General features: G+C 50.4%; 12 protein-coding genes. 3 read left to right on the plus strand and 9 right to left on the minus strand.

What is annotated here, in order from left to right:
- Window positions 1-24: 24 nt before the first annotated feature.
- On the plus strand, window positions 25-546 hold the full coding sequence (locus ACTJKB_RS05400) for a GNAT family N-acetyltransferase (protein WP_440832286.1): 522 nt from the start codon (window positions 25-27) through the stop codon (window positions 544-546).
- A 62-nt stretch (window positions 547-608) separates the two neighbouring features.
- Window positions 609-1,658, plus strand: coding sequence for a YheC/YheD family endospore coat-associated protein (locus tag ACTJKB_RS05405; RefSeq protein WP_440832288.1), 1,050 nt, complete (start codon window positions 609-611; stop codon window positions 1,656-1,658).
- A 106-nt stretch (window positions 1,659-1,764) separates the two neighbouring features.
- On the opposite strand, the gene ACTJKB_RS05410 is transcribed toward ACTJKB_RS05405, so the two are convergent.
- The 3 genes from ACTJKB_RS05410 to ACTJKB_RS05420 all read right to left on the minus strand — a co-directional run bounded on the left by ACTJKB_RS05410 (window position 1,765) and on the right by ACTJKB_RS05420 (window position 6,554).
- Complete coding sequence (locus ACTJKB_RS05410; RefSeq protein WP_440832289.1) at window positions 1,765-6,105, minus strand: S-layer homology domain-containing protein; 4,341 nt, start codon at window positions 6,103-6,105, stop codon at window positions 1,765-1,767.
- A 132-nt stretch (window positions 6,106-6,237) separates the two neighbouring features.
- Window positions 6,238-6,312 (minus strand): hypothetical protein, encoded by a 75-nt coding sequence (locus ACTJKB_RS05415; protein WP_440832736.1) that lies wholly within the window; start codon window positions 6,310-6,312, stop codon window positions 6,238-6,240.
- Between the two features lie 17 nt (window positions 6,313-6,329).
- Window positions 6,330-6,554 carry a LuxR C-terminal-related transcriptional regulator gene (locus ACTJKB_RS05420; RefSeq protein WP_440832290.1) on the minus strand — a complete coding sequence of 75 codons (225 nt, stop codon included), beginning with the start codon at window positions 6,552-6,554 and terminating at the stop codon, window positions 6,330-6,332.
- A gap of 186 nt (window positions 6,555-6,740) precedes the next feature.
- Here ACTJKB_RS05420 and ACTJKB_RS05425 point away from each other — a divergent pair, with 186 nt between their 5' ends.
- The gene (locus ACTJKB_RS05425) at window positions 6,741-6,929 is read left to right on the plus strand and encodes a hypothetical protein (RefSeq protein WP_440832738.1); all 189 of its coding nucleotides are present in this window, start codon (window positions 6,741-6,743) and stop codon (window positions 6,927-6,929) included.
- A 431-nt stretch (window positions 6,930-7,360) separates the two neighbouring features.
- On the opposite strand, the gene ACTJKB_RS05430 is transcribed toward ACTJKB_RS05425, so the two are convergent.
- From ACTJKB_RS05430 to ACTJKB_RS05455, 6 genes are all read right to left on the minus strand, one after another.
- The gene (locus ACTJKB_RS05430; RefSeq protein ID WP_440832291.1) at window positions 7,361-8,719 is read right to left on the minus strand and encodes a HAMP domain-containing sensor histidine kinase; all 1,359 of its coding nucleotides are present in this window, start codon (window positions 8,717-8,719) and stop codon (window positions 7,361-7,363) included.
- A complete protein-coding gene (locus tag ACTJKB_RS05435; RefSeq protein ID WP_440832293.1) occupies window positions 8,716-9,393 on the minus strand; it encodes a response regulator transcription factor in 678 nt (225 codons plus the stop codon). The genes ACTJKB_RS05430 and ACTJKB_RS05435 overlap by 4 nt, the downstream gene beginning before the upstream one ends.
- A 57-nt stretch (window positions 9,394-9,450) precedes the next feature.
- Window positions 9,451-11,400, minus strand: coding sequence for a serine hydrolase domain-containing protein (locus ACTJKB_RS05440; RefSeq protein WP_440832294.1), 1,950 nt, complete (start codon window positions 11,398-11,400; stop codon window positions 9,451-9,453).
- 319 nt (window positions 11,401-11,719) lie between these two features.
- Window positions 11,720-16,612: an S-layer homology domain-containing protein gene (locus ACTJKB_RS05445; protein WP_440832296.1), complete on the minus strand. Its 4,893-nt coding sequence runs from the start codon at window positions 16,610-16,612 to the stop codon at window positions 11,720-11,722.
- A 279-nt stretch (window positions 16,613-16,891) separates the two neighbouring features.
- On the minus strand, window positions 16,892-18,088 hold the full coding sequence (locus ACTJKB_RS05450) for an S-layer homology domain-containing protein (protein ID WP_440832298.1): 1,197 nt from the start codon (window positions 18,086-18,088) through the stop codon (window positions 16,892-16,894).
- A 34-nt stretch (window positions 18,089-18,122) separates the two neighbouring features.
- On the minus strand, window positions 18,123-21,440 hold the full coding sequence (locus ACTJKB_RS05455) for a GLUG motif-containing protein (protein WP_440832299.1): 3,318 nt from the start codon (window positions 21,438-21,440) through the stop codon (window positions 18,123-18,125).
- Window positions 21,441-21,468: the final 28 nt, after the last annotated feature.

Consider the following 21,468-nt stretch of genomic DNA (forward strand, 5'->3'; position numbering starts at 1 on the left):
AACCCTGTAAAGGAAGTGACCACCATGCAGATATCCTCCATTTATGACAGTGACCCGGTGCGGTGGAAAATCAGGCTGGCGGGTTTGCTGGAGTTCTTGAGAGAGCACGGTGAGCGGCGAATCACGCTTCGCGGTTGCAGAGTGCTGGCCCGGCTCACACCAGAGCAGCTGTCACAGCCTGGTGTGTCTCTGCTGGTTGCCACGGTACGCGGCCAGAACGGACGACAGCTTGCCGGCGTCAGCTTCGTGTCCGGCTTCGGCAAGGAGGCCAGCCTTGTTGCCGTCCATCCCTTGTACCGGAACCGTCATACCGGAACAGCGCTGCTGTCCGCACAGCTCGAACGCCTGGGCAGTCTGGAATGCACTGTAGCCTGCGACAATACGGCAAGCCTGAAGATGTGCTTCAATACAGGGCTTGTGGCGGTAGCACTAAACGATGGCCCTACGGGCAAACCCACACTGCTGCTCCGTTCGCCGCTTCTCCCAGGCAGCCCGTCCACAACTCTTCCACAAGAAGGTGAACTCCTGTGCCAGAACCCGTCTTAGGCATCCTTACGCTCTATTTGAACGAAGCGAGGCAGCTTGAAGAGAAAAGCGTATACCGGAGGATGATTATTGAAGGCAGCCGGATTGGCCTGGATGTCTTTGTTTTTACTCCTTCCGACGTGCATGTCAGTAAAGAACAGATTCACGCCCTTGTCTATGATGTGAAAAGCGGAACATGGTCGCGCAAATGGCGCTCCTTTCCGAATATGATCTATGACCGCTGCCGGATTCAGCGCAGCCAGCGGTTCCAGCAGCTGCTGCGCTTCCGCGCGCGGTACAGCCACCTGACCTTCCTGAACCGGCCGCTGCGCAATAAATGGACCGTCCACCAGACGTTCTCCCAGCGGAGCCGCTTCCGGCAGCACATGCCGGAAACGTTGCTGTATCAGTCCTCCGCTGACCTTCACCGGATGCTGAAATCCAGTCCGGTGGTCTATGTCAAGCCGATTAACGGCACGGGTGGACGCGGCATCCTGCGGATCGAACGGCAGGGCCAAGGTAAATCCCTCTACGATATCCAGGGACGCCGCCAGAGCCGGCAGATCATTTCGCCCCGGAAGGTGTCGCTGAGCCGCCTGGATTCTATCGTGCGGCAATGGTGTCTCGGCGGACGGTTCCTGGTACAGCAGGGTATCCCGCTGCGCCTGCCGAGCGGACGCTACCACGATTACCGCATGCTGGTGCAAAAGAACGGCCAGGGCGTGTGGGAGCTGACCGGCATGGCCGGCCGCGTGGGCGCCGCCCGCAGCGTCACCTCGAACCTCCACGGCGGCGGCCATGCCATCCGCGCCGAGATCCTGCTGAAGCAATGGCTCGGCAGCGAAGAGAAGGCCGGCAAAACCATGAAGACCGCAGAGAAGCTGGGCCTCGACGCCGCAGCCTTTCTGGAGGAGAGCTTCGGTGCCTTGTGCGAGCTGGCGCTGGACCTCGCCATTGACCGCGAGGGCCGCATCTACGTGCTGGAGGTCAACCCCAAGCCCGCCCGCGAAGTCTTCGCCCGCTCAGGCGATAGCGGCACCTACCGCAAAGCGCTAATGCGCCCGCTGGAGTATGCGATGTGGGTGTATAAGAACAAGAACACGCCGAGTTCGGCGAAGACGGTTGAGGAATAGCACGTGATCCTCACACAGCAACAGCCCCTCCGCAAGATTGGAAGGGGCTGTTGCTGTGTGGATAATATTATCAACCTTTATCTAAATATTGCGATGTAGCTCTAATTCATTTCTTCTGTTGAGCCAATAATTTCAAAAGAACCGTCACCGCCTCCGCTCTTGTAGCAGAGGCTTGAGGAGCAAACGCATTCTCCCCTTTCCCCTGCACGATCCCCGCTTCCTTCACGAAATCCACGCTGCTTTTCGCCCACGCTGGGATATCCTTGTCATCGGTGAAGCCCGTTGCAGTCTTGACTTCGGTAGTCACACCCAATGCTTTGGCGAGGATGACCGCCATCTCTGCACGGGTGATTTCTGCATTGGGGCGGAAACCGCCATCCTCATACCCTGTAATGATGCCTGCTTGCACCGCCTGAGCGATTGCTGTCTGCGCCCATGCTCCGATTGTTGCTGTATCCGTGAAGGTCAATCGCGCTCCTGCGCCTTGAGGTTTTAATACATTTATCAGCATGACTGCGAACTCCGCACGTGTCACCGAATGGTTCGGCCGGAACGTTCCATCCAGGTAACCCTTAACCATTCCCATGTTTAGTGCTTGCTGGATGCTTGCTGCTGCCCAATGTCCAGCGACATCCCTCAGGTCAATTTCCGTAGAATTATCCGTGGCCGGCGCTCTTACTGGCAATCCCGTCACTTTATCCACACTGAGTACTGCATATTTCCCGAAGTGATCCACTTCCACAATGATGTGATTCCCTTCGATCTTGCCGCCTGCGGCTTCAATCCAGGCTTTCTTCACTTCGTCATAGTAGAATACCGATGCTTGTTGGTTACTTGTCACAAGGGCCGGATCAAACGCAATCTTCATCGTGACCGGTTTACTGAAGTCCTCTGCAAAGTTTTTCGTAATCTCGTATACGGGGCTGAGCATGATTTCTTTATTCGGGAAAAGCTTTTGTGGCTCCAGCACCTTTTCGATCGATACGATCAGTTCCTTGGCTGCTGCTCCGGCAGGAATCGAAATCTTGACCCCATCCTCGAAGCTCACCTCGCCCGCCTGGTTTACCGGAAGCGTTATTTTACCATTTGTGCTGGTAATGATGTTGTTGCTGGATGGTGTAACAATATTACCCGAACCCGTGTCGGTGATCACAGGCGCTGTCGCCGGGAATTCGGCGGTTACCACACCGGAATTCGCTGTATTCGTGGTGCTTGCTCCGGGTACGCTGAAGAAGTAGGCAGGCACTCCGCTTAAGGTATAACCTGATTTTGGCGTGATTGTGATCGTTGCCGTATACGCCGTGCCTGGGGCAAATACGGTTGTCGCTGGCGACCAGCTAACCGTGGCGGTATATTCTGGTGAGTAGGTCGCCGTTGTTACTGGAATGGCTCCGGTAACTGGCACAGTAACACCCGCTACCCTTGCTGCTGTGATAGGAATAGCTGTTACAGGGGGGTCCGTGTCGGGCAAGGTGGCTGTTATAGGGAATTCGGCGGTTACTACACCTGAATCTGCTGTATTCGTGGTGCTTGCGCCTGCGACGGTGAAGAAGTTGGCAGGCACTCCCGTTAACGTATAACCTGGCCTTGGCGTGACTGTGATCGTTGCCGTATACGCCGTGCCTGGGGCAAATACGGTTGCTGCTGGCGACCAGCTAACCGTAGCGGTATATTCTGGCGAGTAGGTCGCTGTCGTTACCGGCGTGGCCCCGGTTACCGGTAACATTACACCCTCAATCCCTGCTGCCGTGATGGGAACGGCTGTCGCTGGTATTATTGCCGTCGCCGGGAATTTGGCGATGACTACACCGGAATCTGCTGTATTCGTCGTGATTGCTCCAGGTACGCTGAAGAAGTATTCAGGCACTCCGTTTAAGGTGTAACCCGGTTTGGGCGTAAGGGTAATCGTTGCCGTATAGGATGTTCCTCCAGCAAAGGTTGCGTTTGCCGGGGTCCAATCTATTGAGGCTGTATACTCTGCCGTCTCTGGCACAGTTGCGACTGGTGTTCCCCCTGCTACCGGCAACACCACTCCCGCTATCGTTGCGGTTGAGATAGGGGATGCTGCGGTCGCCGGGAATACCGCAGTCACAATGCCCGAATCCGCTGCATTTGTCGTTGTTGCTCCGGCTACCTTAAAGAAGTCTTTAGCCACTCCCGCTAAAGTATACCCCGGCTTGGGCGTGAGGCTAATCTTCGCAGTGTAGATCGCTGCTCCGGCAAACTTCACGTCTGCCGGAGTCCAATCAATTGCCGCTGTATATTCTGCTGTGTCCGCTAGTACCGCAACCGGTGCTTCTCCGGCTACTGGCAATGCCACTCCAGCAATCGCCGCTGTCGTGATAGGCACCGCTGCCGTCGCAGGGAATACCGCGGTCACAACACCTGAATCTGCTTCATTCGTTGTTGTCGCTCCGACTACCTTGAAGAAGTCCTTAGTCACTCCCGCTAAAGTATACCCCGGCTTAGGTGTGAGGGTAATCGTAGCTTCATAGATTGTTTGTCCTGCAAACTTCGTGTCTGCCGGGGTCCAGGCTATTACCGCTGTGTATTCTGCTGTGTCCGCTATCGATGTTGTCGGCGCTTCACCTGCGACCGGTATGGTTACTCCGGCTATCGCTGCCGTCGCGACAGGCACCGCTGCCGTCGCAGGGAATACGGCGGTCACAACACCTGAATCTGCTTCATTCGTCGTGATTGCTCCAGCTACCTTGAAGAAGTCTTTAGCCACTCCCGCTAAAGTATAACCCGGCTTTGCCGTGAGGCTAATCGTCGCCGTATAGCTGGCTGCTCCCGCAAAGGTCGCATCTGACGGGGTCCAAGCAATCGCCGCTGTATACTCTGCTGTGTCCTCTAGTACGGCAACCGGAGCCTCTCCGGCTACTGGCACTGTCACTCCCGCTATCGCTGCGGCCTTGATAGGCACCGCTGCCGTCGCAGGGAATACGGCGGTCACAACGCCTGAATCCGCTGTATTTGTCGTTGTGGCTCCGACTACGGTGAAGAAGTTTGCTGGTACTCCCGTTAAGGTATACCCTGATTTTGGAGTAATTGTAACCGTCGCCGTATAACTGGCTGCTCCGGCAAAGGTCGCATCTGACGGGTTCCAAGCTATTGAGGCTGTATACTCTGGGGTGTCCGTTATTGCCGCAGCTGGCGTTGCTCCTGTTACAGGCACAGTCACTCCATCAATTGCCGCTGATTGGATAGTTACAATCTTCATATCCTGGGCACTTACGCTCCGCGTTTGTTCAGCGGAGGCCGGTTGAGCACTCCCCTTGACTCGAACATAAATCTGATCGCCTACTCCGACTACAATGTTGTCCACGCTTGTACCCACAATCGACGTATACGAGCCGGCGTTGACTTTATACTCCATCCCAGTTGCCACACCTCTTAATTTCGTTGTTCCCACAATCGTTCCTGGGGTCAAGGCTACAAATGCCCATAACTTAGGATATTGACCTGTAATCATATACCACTCTTTAGTAAAATCCCACCCACTATATGTGCTTGGGTCTTGCATTTCTGAGGTTGTTTTACTTGTACCTTTTCCGGTATCCATCTGTTTTGTTGTGTCGCTATCGTAGAAGCTGTCCGTGCTTGCACCAGCGTACTGGTGACCAACCAAGCCGCCTATTTTCGTAGTTCCACTCACATTTCCTGTGGCGTAGCTGGTGTTGATTGATCCGTTGTAGTTTAAGCCAACCAGGCCACCCAAGCCATCATATCCAGAAACACTTCCTGTGGCGTAGCAGTTACTGATGGTTCCTTCGCTCACTCCAACCAAGCCGCCCAAAGTAAAATTTAAAATCCCACTCCCACTCACACTTCCTATGGCGTAGCTATTACTGATAGTTCCGGAGCCGTTATAACCAACCAATCCACCCACAGTTGAAAAACCACTCACACTTCCTGCTGTGTAACTGTTGGAGATGGTTCCGGAGTCATTGAAACCCACCAAACCGCCCACAAATTGATCAGCTTTTACCTCAATAACTTCTAGAATTATATTAGTAATAATCCCCTTATTTGCTCCGAACAATCCAATATAATGTTGTCCTGGTCGATCAATCTTCAAATTCGTGATTTTAAATCCATTGCCATCTATGTTCCCATAGAAATAATTATTGATGGCATATGTTCCTATCGGTTCCCAATTCGCATAACTACTCAAATCAATATCCGCTGTCAACTCAAAATAAATCCCCCCGCCCATATAATTCCTAACCTCATTTAACTGATCCGCCGTTGCGATCTGATAAGGGTCACTTGCTGTACCCTTTCCTCCAGCGAAGCCCCCCGCAGCATGAGCCGTCCCTCCACTAGGTGCAATAACTCCTGACATTCCACCCAATACCATTATTAACAACACCAAGAAAATCGACAATCCTTTTTGATACACCCTATCCATCGCATTCTCTCCTCCAACGCTTCTCAACTTCATATATTTCTCACAAATAATTCCGTTCTCCACACTCCACTGTGTCATTATTCATTGTGTTCACCCCACTATAAGCCTTTCCGCGCAAAAAAATAACTCCCCATTTGGGGAGGTACGGCAAAAATGATAGGATAATTAAATCAAAATATTCAATTCTTTGCTACGTTTCAGCGCCTGTACCCGATTGTTCGCCTCAAGCTTTCTGTACACATTCCGAATATGGAACTTTACGGTTCACCTGTGATGTTAAGATCTGACGTGATCTGCTTATTCGTCAATCCGACCGCGATCAACAACAGGACCTTCGTTTCCTGATCGGTCAGTAATTCTTTACGAGGCAGTTTTGCTGTAAGACGCCCTGGCTCGTGATCTGCATAACCTGGAGCAGTCGCTGTACATACCAGATGTAAGAAGCAGCCCTTCCTCCATCCCGTACCATTTCCTGTGATCATCCAAAATTTGTGAAAGTGATGCTGATATTTGCTTTAAGTAGCGCCGCATCTTTAAACTCCTACGTACATCAGATAGGACACATTTAAAATATGTAAGCAGTTCTGCTCAAACTTGCCAAGCAATTAAAGGTGAATATATTTCGTATCCGGGACCCAACCATCTAAATAAATAGTCACGACGCAGCTATTGATAGCGGATCTCAGTTTACAGTAGTATCCAAAACATCTGGTAGTGTATGGTCATGGGGAGCAAGCATTAAAGGTCAATTAGGGGATGAAACCTTCATAATTTTATATAGCTACGTAAAATATACATATCATTACAGAAAGCAGAAACGAAACAATACAGTAAAGATAATACTTAGACCAAATTAACGATGAAATGAATAACATTAAACTTATTATTAATATCCCTAAGTAGATCATCCTTGCTTGATCATTACCTGAAAGATACCCATTTAAATTGTATCCTAGAAATCCAGCGCAACTAAAAAATCCCGAATATAAATTGAACATGCATACTAAAGTCACTGCTCCCCAAAGAACGATAGTGAGTTACTGTACACCTTCATATAAATATCATTCCTTCCCTTGCGTCCATCAGCAGACTGAAAATATGGGCATTGATTGTAAATATTCCCTTTAAATAGAATTATCGAATTGTTAACCTGTTTTATGTATATCTGTCCGGTTTAATTAAATAATCCACAAAAAAACGGAGAACCATAGATCCGGTTAGAATGTATGGTTCTCCGTTTAATCTCTGTTATCTCTTCTATGATCTAATTGGCATTTCAAAGATTTCATCATGTTTGGCTTACGGGCAACCTGATGATCATCGTCGTTCCCTCTCCAATTGCTCCGTTCACCTCAATGCTCCCCTGATGCAGGGAGACAATTTTTTTCACGATCGCGAGTCCCAGGCCGTTCCCATTGTTATTTCGGTTTCGCGACTTGTCTATTTTATAAAATCTTTGGAATACGGCGTTGAACTCTTCCGGGGAAATCCCGATGCCAGTATCACTGATGGTGACAAGTACTTCTGCTGCACTGTTGACTATACTGATGCGGATCCTCCCGCCTACAGGCGTGAACTTAATGCTGTTGCTGAGCAGATTCATCCATACTTGCTTCAGCTGATCTTCATCCCCCGTAATATTGACAGTTTCCGGAAGTTCCAGATCGAATACGATGCTTTTGGCAGACCATTGCGGCTCACAGGTCACAACGACTGTTCTAATCTGCTCGTCAAGATGGAAGGATTCTGCTGTGAAGGGATGATGCTCGGAATCTAGAGAAGCGAGCTTCAGCAAATTATCACTTAACCTCGATAGACGTTCACTCTCCGCAATGATGATATCAAGATATTCCTTACGTTCCTCTTCCAGAATCAAATCATTGTTCTGCAGCGCCTTGGAAAAGCCGGCAATAGACGTAAGCGGTGTCTGGATTTCATGAGAGACGTTGGATACGAAATCCTGTCTCATCTGCTCCAGCTGCTTCAGTTCCCCTGCCATCTCCACATAGCTTTGCGTCAAATCCCCGATCTCGTCCACACGGTTCACTTTAAGATCTACCTCAAAATCACCCTTGGCTAGTCTTTTGGTTGCAATCGTCAAAGCTTTGATCGGCTCCACCAAATATCTGGCAGCTATAAGAATGCATACACTCCCCAGCAAAAGCACGAGCAACAGCACAAAGAGTATCATCCGGTTGACGATATTTTCGTTCTCGGCAGAGTACTGCAAGAACATTGCACGCCACTCCCCCTTCAACATAAAGGGCATTCCGATGAACGTATCCTTATCTTCCGCGGAGGAACGATAGATTTTCCCCTGCAAGACTTGCCCGACAGCTTCGGGGGTGATGGTGACAGCAGGACTGCCCATGAGCCCGTAAAAAGTATGTTCCCCGGACTGATTGTATAGGTGAATAGGGTGTTCCGATACCTTAACCATACTATTCAGGAACTCATCTGTATCTTTAGGTTTGGCTTCATCATAGCGGTGAATGATCTCCTTCCCCACTGCAATCATTTCGTTCTGTCCCTTATCACTGATTGGTTGCTGAAAAACATACAAGCCAATGAAAAAGGAACAGATTAGACTAAAGATAATGATCCCGAGAAACGTAAGAATGACGCGTACATACAATGTCTTGATCATGGCTCAGGGATCAGCCGGTATCCAAGGCCGCGGGCCGTTTCGATTTGAAACCGCTCGCCGTTGCCGCTGAATTTCTCCCTCAACCGGCTTATATGCACATCTACAGTCCGGCCGTCACCTTCATAATTTAATCCCCAGATTTGCATGATCAACTGTTCTCTTGTGAAGATTTGCCCGGGGTGACTGGCTAACAGAAACAGAAGCTCAAATTCTTTTAAAGGAATGATAACAGGTTCTTCACCACGCGTAACCTGAAAAGTGCGGCGGTTGAGCATCACATCGCCCAGCTGCACAGACTGGGAAGAAACAACCAGCGAGCGTTTCAGCAGCGCTTTTACCCGCATCACCAGTTCAAGCGGATCAAAAGGTTTGGTCAGGTAATCATCCGTACCGAGTTGAAACCCTTTCACTTTGTGTGCAGATTCCGCTTTGGCCGTCACCATGAGGAGGGGTAGATTGGCATCAGAGCGCCTGATTTCCCTGCACAGATCCCAACCGTTAAGTCCTGGCATCATAATATCCAGAATGACGAGATCAACTTGCGAGTTCTCTATAATGGACAGCGCTTTAGTTCCGTCCCTGGCTTCTTTGAGGTCAAATCCTTCTTTTCGCAAAAACAGAGACATCAGCTTTCGGATATTATCATCATCATCCGCGATAAGTATAGTAGCCACGATCATCCTCCTCGTAGGCTTATATTATATATGATTTATTTTTGGCAAGAAATGACGTTATCCGAACTGCCAACCCAGCAGATTCCAATAGTAAAAAAATAGAGTTATCGCGACAGCCGAAAGCGTCACTAGCGTGTAATGCACACGTTTGAAAGCTGACCAATACTTATTCTTCCAAACCAAAATAGCCGAGACTAGCAAAGATACGGTCAAACCAACAAAAAGGACTGGCATAACCAAACTGAGAGAAAGCCAAGGACTGATCCCGGTGAACTTCTGCATCGTGTCCATAGACATAATCACCATAAATATGATGACGACAGACAGTAGCGCCCAACCAGCCGTTCCCGCAGATAGTCGGATGGCCCACTTTTCCGGAGGCGTCATCGCCTTGATCTTGCGTCTGGAGAAGATTAATCCGAGCAATGCAGTGACGAAAATCAACCCCGATACGCCAAGAACGATAAGCCAAAACTTGTTCTGATCCAAGAGTGGCGTACGCTCCAGCGGCATATCCGGAGCCATGCCCAAGAGCATATGTGTAACCTTACCGGCCCCGTTCGTCCGGAAGCCAATTTGCTCGGTACCTCCCTCATGCTGGAACAGGTTCGGACCGATTTCTCTGTACAGCTGTTGTTCACTACCACTTCCCAAGGATAACTTATTATCCACAATCGTGACATTCAGCTGGACAAAAAAGTTGAAGAACTTATCAATATCACTAATGTTTCGGCGTGTAAATTGATAGGAGCCTGCATATTTCTGAACAGATTCCGCAGTTGCGGAGAACTTAGTCGGCTCAGCTACAGAATCGGGATAATACCGATTGAAAAAGGCCTCGACTAGACCTGCTGCGGATTCATCACCTTGACCGCCGTTGTAGGATAAGAAGATACCTACTTGCTTGGCAGGCGCAAGATATAATTCCGTATTAAACATGGGGTCCGAACCACCATGAGTGATTAGCGTTATCCCGTTGATTCGTTTCTCTGCGAACCCAAGATCCACTCCCGGCAGACGTTTATCGAATTGGAACACCGTTGAATGCATTAGTTCTGCGGTCGCAGGTTTCAGAATCTCTTGGTCACCATATTTCCCATTCTGCAGATGGGCGATCATAAAGTGTGCCATATCTATTGCAGATACGGTACCCGACCCTGCAGGACGAAATCCGCCTTCGAATGTAGGTGTACCAGGAATAAAGCTTCCGTTCTCGTTCTTGTACCCCACAACATTGTAGGGCATGAATGACTCCGGCAAAGGCTCCACTACCGTCGAATATTTCATGTCGAGCGGATCGAAAATATACTTTTGAATATAATCATTGTAAGGAACGCCGCTGACATCCTCCACAATCATACCCGCAAGAGTAGCTCCATAGTTAGAATAAGAACTCATCACTCCAGGCGGTCTCACCCGTGCCAGCATATGTTTATTGAGTGTTTCCGAGATGGACCCCGGCAATTTAGCAGGATCTATGGTGATTTGATAACCTACTCCCCCCTCTTCAAACCCTGCTGTATGTGTCATCAAATGACGCATCGTGATTGGCTCAGGATAAGTGGCAGGGATCTTCACTGATTTCAGGTAGGTGTTAATATCAGTGTCCAGATTAATCTTGCCCTGTTCAACCAGTTGCATCACCGCTGTCCAGGTGAACAGCTTGGTCGTTGAAGCGATCCGGAACATGCTGGTTGTAGGGTCAACCGGAGCCGCTTGTGCCAGATTGGAACTGCCATAACCCTTGGCTAAAATGATTTTGCCGTCTTTTACAATGGAGATGACCGCTCCCGGAATTTGTAGCCGGTTCATATCTTCTTCCATGATTCCATCAACGAAGGAAGTCAGACCCGCGATATCATCAAGATTGGCAGGGGCTTCAATCGGAGATGCCGATGGCTTGGTCTGACCCTTCTCGGCCGTGGCATGTTTCCCGGGAAATACAAGGCTCGCGCCTAACCCAATCACAGCTAATATTGCCAGACCAGCGATCAGCCCTTTTTTCATAGATATTAACATTATTATCCTCCGCATCATTCTATATATTGAGGCCCGATGATCATCCGCCTAACACTTATAGAGATTATCAGAGTATTGTGAATAGAACGTTAACAAGGGTATAAACTATCAATGGGCAAATTCATTACACGAATCCTGCCGAACATTCGAATAAACCGATTAGCGAGTATACACCTATCCCAAATCAACGGTTGAGGAATAGCACGTGATCCTCATAGAACAACAGCCCCTCCGCAGGTAAGGAAGGGGCTGTTGCTGTTTGGATACTACTATCAATATTTTATCTAAATTACGATGTAGCTCTAATTCATTTCTTCTGTTGAGCCAATAATTTCAAAAGAACTGTTACTGCCTCCGCTCTTGTAGCAGAGGCTTGAGGAGCAAACGCATTTCCCCCTTTCCCTTGCACGATTCCCGCTTCCTTCACGAAATCCACGCTGCCCTTCGCCCATGCTGGGATATCCATGTCATCAGCGAAGCTGCTTGTTGTCTTACCTTCGGTAGACACACCTAGCGCTTTGGCGAGGATGACTGCCATCTCGGCACGTGTGATTTCTGCATTGGGGTGGAAACCGCCGTCCTCGTACCCTGTAATTATGCCTGCTTGCACCGCTTGAGCGATTGCACTCTGAGCCCACGCTCCGATTGTTGCTGTATCCGTGAACGTCAGATTCGCTCCTGCGCCTTGAGGTTTTAGCACATTCATCAGCATCACCGCGAATTCCGCACGCGTCACCGAATGGTTCGGACGGAATGTTCCATCCAGGTACCCCTTAACCATCCCCATGCTTAGAGCTTGCTGGATGCTTGCTGCTGCCCAATGTCCAGCGACATCCCTAAGGTTAATTTCTGTAGGACTCTCCGTGACAGGCGCTCTTACTGGCAATCCCGTCACTTTATCCACACTGAGTACAGTATATTTTCCTACCCGATTAACCTCTACAATAATGTGATTTCCTTCGATCTTGCCGCCTGCGGCTTCAATCCAGGCTTTCTTCACTTCGTCATAGTAGAATATCACTACTTGTTGGTTACTCGTCACAAGGGCCGGATCAAACGCAATCTTCAACGTGACCGGTTTACTGAAGTCCTCTGCAAAGTTTTTCGTAATCTCGTATACGGGGCTGAGCAGGATTTCTTTATTCGGGAAAAGCTTTTGTGGCTCCAGCACCTTTTCGATCGATACGATCAGTTCCTTGGCTGCTGCTCCGACGGGGATCGAAATCTTAACCCCATCCTCGAAGCTAACCTCGCCCGCCTGGTTTACCGGAATCGTTATTTTACCATTTGTACTGGTAATGATGTTGTTGGTCGACGGTGTAAAAGTATTACCCGAACCCGTGTCGGTGATGTCAGGCGCTGTCACCGGGAATTCGGCGGTTACCACACCGGAATCCGCTGTATTCGTGGTGCTTGCTCCGGGTACGGTGAAGAAGTAGGCGGGTACTCCGCTTAAGGTATAACCCGGCTTGGGCGTGATTGTGATCGTTGCCGTATACGCCGTGCCTGGGGCAAATACGGTTGTCGCTGGAGACCAGCTAACTGTGGTCGTATATTCTGGCGAGTAGGTCGCCGTCGTTACCGGAATGCCCCCGGTTACTGGTGCAATTACACCCGCTACCCTTGCTGCTGTGATAGGAATAGCTGTCACAGGGGGTTCCGTGTCGGGCACAACGGCTGTTGCCGGGAATTCGGCGGTTACTATACCTGAATCTGCTGTATTCGTGGTGCTTGCGCCTGCGACGGTGAAAAAGTTGGCAGGCACTCTCGTTAACGTATAACCTGCCCTTGGCGTGACTATGATCGTTGCCGTATACGCCGTGCCTGAGACAAATACGGTTGTCGCTGGCGACCAGCTAACCGTGGCGGTGTATTCTGGCGAGTAGGTCGCCGTCGTTACCGGCGTGGCCCCGGTTACCGGTGACGTTACACCCTCTATCCCTGCTGCCGTGATGGGAACGGCTGTCGCTGGTATTATTGCCGTCGCCGGGAATTTGGCGATGACTACACCGGAATCTGCTGTATTCGTCGTGATTGCTCCGGGTACGCTGAAGAAGTATTCGGGTACTCCGGCTAAGGTGTAACCCGGTTTGGGCGTAAGGGTAATCGTTGCCGTATAGGTTGTTCCTCCAGCAAAGGTTGCGTTTGCCGGGGTCCAGGCTACTGAGGCTGTATACTCTGCCGTCTCTGGCAAAGTTGCGACTGGTGTTCCCCCTGCTACCGGCAACACCACTCCCGCTATCGCTGCCGTCGCGACAGGCACCGCTGCCGTCGCAGGGAATACGGCGGTCACAACACCTGAATCCGCTTCATTTGTCGTTGTTGCACCCGCTACCTTGAAGAAGTCTTTAGCCACTCCGGCTAAAGTATAGCCCGGCTTTGCCGTGAGGGTAATCGTTGCCGTATAGCTGGCTGCTGCCGCAAAGGTCGCATCTGCCGGGGTCCAGGCTATCGCCGCTGTATACTCTGCTGTATCCGCTATCGATGTTGTCGGCGCTTCACCTGCGACCGGTATGGTTACTCCGGCTATCGCTGCCGTCGCGACAGGCACCGCTGCCGTCGCAGGGAATACGGCGGTCACAATACCCGAATCCGCTGCATTCGTCGTTGTTGCTCCGGCTACCTTGAAGAAGTCTTTAGCCACTCCGGCTAAAGTATAGCCCGGCTTGGGCGTCAGGCTAATCGTTGCTGTATAGCTTACTTTTCCGGCAAAGATTGTAGTTGCAGGAGTCCAGGCTATCGCCGCTGTGTATTCTGCCGTGTCTGCCAGAGCCGCAACCGGAGCTTCCCCGGCTACCGGCACTGTCACTCCTGCTATCGCTGCCGTCTTGATAGGCACCGCTGCCGTCGCAGGGAATACGGCGGTCACAATGCCTGAATCCGCATCATTTGTCGTTGTCGCTCCCGCTACCTTGAAGAAGTCTTTAGCCACTCCGGCTAAAGTATAACCCGGCTTTGCCGTGAGGCTAATCGTTGCCGTATAGCTTGCTGCTCCGGCAAACTTCGCGTCTACCGGAGACCAGGCTATCGCCGCTGTATACTCTGCCGTGTCCGCCAGTGCTGCAACCGGTGCTTCCCCGGCTACCGGCACTGTCACTCCAGCAATCGCTGCTGTCGTAATAGGCACAGCTGCCGTCGCAGGGAACACGGCGGTTACAACACCCGAATCCGCATCATTTGTCGTTGTCGCTCCCGCTACGGTAAAGAAGTCTTTAGCCACTCCGGCTAAAGTGTAACCCGGCTTTGCCGTGAGGGTAATCTTCGCGGTGTAGATTGTTTCTCCGGCGAACTTCACATCTGCAGGAGTCCAATCTATCGCCGCTGTATACCCTGCCGTGTCCACTAGAGACTCAACCGGAATTTCACCTGCGGCTGGTGCTGTCACTCCCGCTATCGCTGCCGTCTTGATAGGTGCCGCTCCCGTCGCCGGGAATACGGCGGTCACTACACCCGAATCCGCTGCATTCGTCGTTGTTGCTCCCGCTACCTTGAAGAAGTCTTTAGTCACTCCGGCTAAAGTATAACCCGGCTTTGGCGTGAGGGTAATCTTCGCGGTATAGATCGCTGCTCCTGTAAACTTCGCGTCTGCCGGAGACCAGGCTATCGCCGCTGTATACTCTGCCGTGTCCGCTAGAGCATCAACCGGAATTTCACCTGCGGCTGGTGCTGTCACTCCCGCTATCGCTGCCGTCGTGATTGGCGCCGCTTCCGTCTCCGGGAATACGGCGGTCACAATGCCTGAATCCGCTGCGTTCGTTGTTGTTGCTCCCGCTACGGTGAAGAAATTTGCTGGCACTCCCTTTAAGGTATACCCTGCTTTTGGAGTAATTGTAACCGTCGCCGTATAACTGACTGCTCCGGCAAAGGTCACATCTGACGGGTTCCAAGCTATTGCCGCTGTATACTCTGATGTGTCCGCTATTGTCGCAACTGGCGTTGCCCCTGTTACAGGCACAGTCACTCCATCAACCGTTGCTGATTGAATAGTTACGATCTTGATATCCTTGGCATCTACACTCCGAATATGTTCTGCAAGCGCTGGTTGTGCAGCCCCCTTTACTCGTAAATAAATCTTATCGCCTACTCCGACTACAATGTTGTCCACGCTTGTATACAATATCGGCGTATACGAGCCTATATTAACTTTATACTCCATCTCACTCGACACACCGGTTAGCTTCGTTGTTCCCACAAACGTTCCTGGGGTCAAGGCTACAAATGCCCATAACTGAGGATATTGACCTGTAATCATATACCACTCTTTAGTAAAATCCCACCCACTAAATGTGCTTGGATCTTGCATTTCTTTGGTCGTTTTACCAATACCTTTCCCTGTATCGGATTGTCCTGTTGTGCTACTATCGTATAAGCTTTGAGTGATGGTTCCGTAGTTATTACCAATTAAGCCGCCTACAAAAGTACCTCCGTTCACACTACCGGTGGCGTAACTGTTGTTGATCGAGCTATAGTTAATCCCGACCAAGCCGCCTGCATAAGAACCTCCACTCACACTTCCTATAGAGTAACTGTTGCTGATAGGTCCGCTGTTCCACCCTACCAAGCCGCCAGCACCGCTATTAAAATAAGATGTAGAACTCACACTAACTTTGGTGTAACAGTTCCATATGGTTCCCTCTGGGTTCTGTCCTCCTACCAAGCCGCCCGCAGAGTAATTTGCACTTATAACACCCGTGGCGTAACTATTGCTAATTGTTCCATTGTAGAGAACTCCTGCCAGACTGCCCGCCACAACTCCAGACACGTCTACATTTTCCAGTCCCATATTGGTAATATTCCCACCAATCATGGAGAACAAGCCGGCAAAAGAGCTTTGGTTATCATAACTCTTCAGATTTTTAATTTTGAATCCATTACCGTCAAAGTCTCCATAAAAAATTTCGATTTTAGTATAACCTGGACTAATTGTCGTTCCTATAGACACCCAATTTGCATAACTACTCAAATCAATATCAGCTATCAATTTAAAATAAAGACCTGGACCTAAATAATCCCTAACCAAATCGAGCTGATCCGCTGTTGCGATCTGATAAGGATCGCTTGCCGTACCCGTTCCTCTAGCGAAGTCCGACGCTGCCGCAGAAGCCTTCCCTCCGCCAGACCCAACAACTCCCGTTATTCCGCTCATAACCATTAATAGCACCAGAAAGATCGACAATCCTTTTTTATACACCTTATCCATCGCATTCCCTCCCCCAACACTTCTCAACTTCATATATCTCTCACAAACAATTCCTTTCTTCGAGCTCCATTGTGTCATTCCTCATTGTGTTCATCCCACTATAAGCCTTTCCGCGCAAAAAAATACCTCCCCAAATGGGGAGGTACGCATAAATATTTATCGATATCTCAGAGATTTCCGGCTATTTTAGAAATCCTCTCGCCTTGGAGCGTATCTGCCTGACGTTCTAAAGCAACTTACCTTATGAATTCTACAATAATGTTCACCATTAATCCGCTGTTAGTTACTCCATTGTGCCAGCAGCTTCAACAGAACTGTCACAGCCTCAGCTCTTGTAGCAGAGTCTTGAGGAGCAAACGCATTCTCCCCTTTCCCTTGCGCAATTCCCGCTTGCTTCACGAAATCCACGCTGGATTTCGCCCACGCTGGGATATCCTTGTCATCGGAGAAGCTGCTTGTTGTCTTCCCTTCGGTAGACACACCTAGCGCTTTGGCGAGGATGACCGCCATCTCTGCACGGGTAATTTCCGCATTCGGACGGAAACCGCCGTCTTCATACCCTGTAATGATGCCTGCTTGCACCGCTTGAGCGATTGCACTCTGCGCCCAGGCTCCGATTGTTGCTGTATCCGTGAACGTCAGATTCGCTCCTGCGCCTTGAGGTTTTAATACATTCATCAGCATCACCGCGAATTCCGCACGCGTCACCGAATGGTTCGGCCGGAATGTTCCATCCAGGTAACCCTTAACCATTCCCATGCTTAGCGCTTGCTGGATGCTTGCTGCTGCCCAATGTCCAGCGACATCCCTAAGAGTAATTTCTGTAGGACTCTCCGTGACCGGTGTTCTTACTGGCAATCCTGTCACTTTATCCACACTGAGTACTGTATATTTCCCTACCCGATTAACCTCTACAATAATGTGATTTCCTTCGATCTTGCTGCCTGCGGCTTCAATCCAGGCTTTCTTCACTTCGTCATAGTAGAATATCACTACTTGTTGGTTACTCGTCACAAGGGCCGGATCAAACGCAATCTTCAACGTGACCGGTTTACTGAAGTCCTCTGCAAAGTTTTTCGTAATCTCGTATACGGGGCTGAGCAGGATTTCTTTATTCGGGAAAAGCTTTTGTGGCTCCAGCACCTTTTCGATCGATACGATCAGTTCCTTGGCTGCTGCTCCGGCAGGAATCGAAATCTTGACCCCATCCTCGAAGCTCACCTCGCCCGCCTGGTTTACCGGAAGCGTTATTTTACCATTTGTGCTGGTAATGATGTTGTTGGTCGATGGTGTAACAGTATTGCCCGTGCCCGTGTCGGTGATGTCAGGAGCTGTCGCCGGGAATTCGGCAGTTACCACACCGGAATTCGCTGTATTCGTGGTGCTTGCTCCGGGTACGGTAAAGAAGTAGGCTGGCACTCCCGTTAACGTATAACCCGGCTTGGGCGTGATTGTAATCGTTGCCGTATAAACCATGCCTGGGGCAAATACGGTTGTCGCTGGTGACCAGCTAACCGTGGCCGTATATTCTGGCGTGTAGGTCGCCGTTGTTACTGGAACGGCTCCAATTACTGGTACGGTTACACCCGCTACCCTTGGGCGTGATTGTAATCGTTGCCGTATAAACCATGCCTGGGGCAAATACGGTTGTCGCTGGTGACCAGCTAACCGTGGCCGTATATTCTGGCGTGTAGGTCGCCGTTGTTACTGGAACGGCTCCAATTACTGGTACGGTTACACCCGCTACCCTTGCTGCTGTGATAGGAATAGCTGTCACAGGGGGTTCCGTGTCGGGCACGGTGGCTGTTGCCAGGAATTCGGCGGTGACTACACCGGAATCTGCTGTATTCGTGGTGCTTGCGCCTGCCACCGTGAAAAAGTTGGCCGGCACTCCCGTTAAGGTATAACCCGCCCTTGGCGTGACTGTGATCGTTGCCGTATACACCGTGCCCGGGGCAAACACGGTTGTCGCTGGCGACCAGCTAACCGTCGCAGTATATTCTGACGAGTAGGTCGCTGTCGTTACTAGCGTGGCCCCGGTTACCGGTGACATTACACCCTCTATCCCTGCTGCCGTGATGGGAACGGCTGTCGCTGGTATTATTGCCGTCGCCGGGAATTTGGCGATGACTACACCGGAATCTGCTGTATTCGTCGTGATTGCTCCAGCTACGCTGAAGAAGTATTCCGGCACTCCGGCTAAGGTGTAACCCGGTTTGGGCGTGATTTTAATCGTTGCGGTATAGGCTGTTCCTCCAGCAAAGGTTGCGTCTGCCGGAGTCCAATCAACTGAGGCTGTATACTCTGCCGTCTCGGGCACAGTTGCGACTGGTGTTCCCCCTGTTACTGGCAACACCACTCCCGCTATCGCTGCGGTTGAAATAGACGCTACTGCCGTTGCAGGAAATACAGCGGTCACAATACCCGAATCCGCTGCATTTGTCGTTGTTGCTCCGGCTACCTTGAAGAAGTCTTTAGCCACTCCGGCTAACGTATACCCCGGCTTGGGCGTGAGGCTAATCGTTGCCGTATAGCTGGCTGCTGCCGCAAACTTCACGTCTGCCGGGGTCCAGGCTATCGCCGCTGTATACTCTGCTGTGTCCGCTAGTACCGCAACCGGTGCTTCTCCGGCTACCGGCACTGTCACTCCTGCTATCGCTGCCGTCTTGATAGGCGCCGCTGCCGTAACCGGGAATACAGCGGTCACAACACCTGAATCCGCTTCATTTGTCGTTGTTGCACCCGCTACCTTGAAGAAGTTTTTAGTCACTCCGGCTAACGTATACCCCGGCTTGGGCGTGAGGCTAATCTTCGCAGTGTAGATCGCTGCTCCGGCAAACTTCACGTCTGCCGGAGTCCAATCAATTGCCGCTGTATATTCTGCTGTGTCCGCTAGTACCGCAACCGGTGCTTCTCCGGCTACTGGCAATGCCACTCCAGCAATCGCCGCTGTCGTGATAGGCACCGCTGCCGTCGCAGGGAACACGGCGGTTACAACACCCGAATCCGCTGCATTTGTCGTTGTCGCTCCAGTTACCTTGAAGAAGTCCTTTGCCACTCCGGCTAAAGTATAACCCGGCTTGGGTGTGAGGCTAATCGTTGCCGTATAGCTGGCTGCTCCCGCAAAGGTCGCATCTGACGGGGTCCAAGCAATCGCCGCTGTATACTCTGACGTGTCCACTATAGCCGCAACCGGAGCTTCCCCGGCTACCGGCACTGTCACTCCTGCGATCGCTGCCGTCGTGATAGGCAACGCTGCCGTCGCTGGGAATACGGCGGTCACAACGCCTGAATCTGCTGCATTTGTCGTTGCCGCTCCCGCTACCTTGAAGAAGTCTTTAGTTACTCCGGCTAAAGTATAGCCCGGCTTGGGCGTGAGGGTAATCTTCGCAGTGTACAGTGTTGCTCCGGCAAACTTCGCATCAGCCGGGGTCCAGACTATCGCCGCTGTATACTCTGCTGTGTCCGCTAGTACCGCAACCGGTGCTTCTCCAGCTACCGGCACGGTTACTCCTGCTATCGCTGCTGATTGGATAGTTACGATCTTGATATCCCGGGCTTCTACACTCCGAATATGCTCAGCAGGTGCCGGTTGATTAACTCCCTTTACTCGTAAATAAATCTTATCGCCCACTCCGACTACAATGTTGTCCACGCTTGTATTCACTATCGGCATGTACGAGCTTGTGTTGACTTTATACTCCATCTCACTCGATACGCCAGTTAACTTCGTTGTTCCGACATTCGTTCCCGGTGTCAAACCTACAAACGCCCATAACTCAGGATAATGACCTGTTAGCATATACCAATCTTCACTGAAATTCCAATCACTAAATGTGGTTGGATCTTTCATTTCTGCAGTTGTTTTACCAGTGCCTTTATCTATATCCGACTGCGCTGTTGTGTCGCTATCATAGAAGCTGTGGTTGAAAGTTGCATAGCCATTTTTGTAACCAGCCAAGCCGCCCACATATTGATTTCCATTCACTCTCCCTGTGGCGTAGCTGTTGCTGATGCTTGTAGCACGATCGAGTAAACCAACCAAACCGCCCACATATTGATCTCCATTTACACTTCCGGTGGCGTAACTGTTGCTGATACTACATGGATATTTATCTAACATAGTGCTACCAACCAAGCCGCCCACATATTGATTTCCTTTCACAATTTCCGTGGTGTAACTGTTGCTGATATTTCCAACACTAACGCCAGCTAAGCCGCCCGTATGGTTACCTCCACTCACATTTCCGGTGGCGGAACTATTACTGATAGTTCCATCGTTAATTCCCACCAAGCCGCCCACAAATTGATATCCACTAACACTTCCGGTGGCGGAACTATTACTAATGGTTCCTTCGTTATTTCCCACTAAGCCACCCACAGCGGATCCGCCTTCCACCACAATATCTTCCAGAATTATATTGGAAATATTCCCTATACTCGCTCCGAATAATCCCAAAATATCTCCCGCTTGGTTTACAATCATCAAATTTGTGATTTTAAATCCATTGCCGTCCATGTTCCCATAGAACCTTAAATTAAAGTTGTATGGGTCATATGTTCCTATCGGCACCCAATTTGCATAACCACTCAAATCAATATCTGCTGTCAGCTCAAAATAAAGACCCGCTTCTAAATGATTCCTAACCTCATTCAACTGATCCGCCGTTGCGATCTGATAAGGATCACTTGCTGTACCCGTTCCTCCAGCGAAGCCCCCCGCAGCATGAGCCGTACCTCCGCTAGGTGCAATAACTCCTGACATTCCACCCATTACCATTAACAACACCAAGAAAATCGACAATCCTTTTTGATACATCCTATCCATCGCATTCTCTCCTCCAACGCTTCTCAAC

The sequence above is a fragment of the Paenibacillus sp. 22594 genome (assembly GCF_052044425.1).
In the GTDB taxonomy this organism is placed as follows: Bacteria; Bacillota; Bacilli; order Paenibacillales; family Paenibacillaceae; genus Paenibacillus_AQ.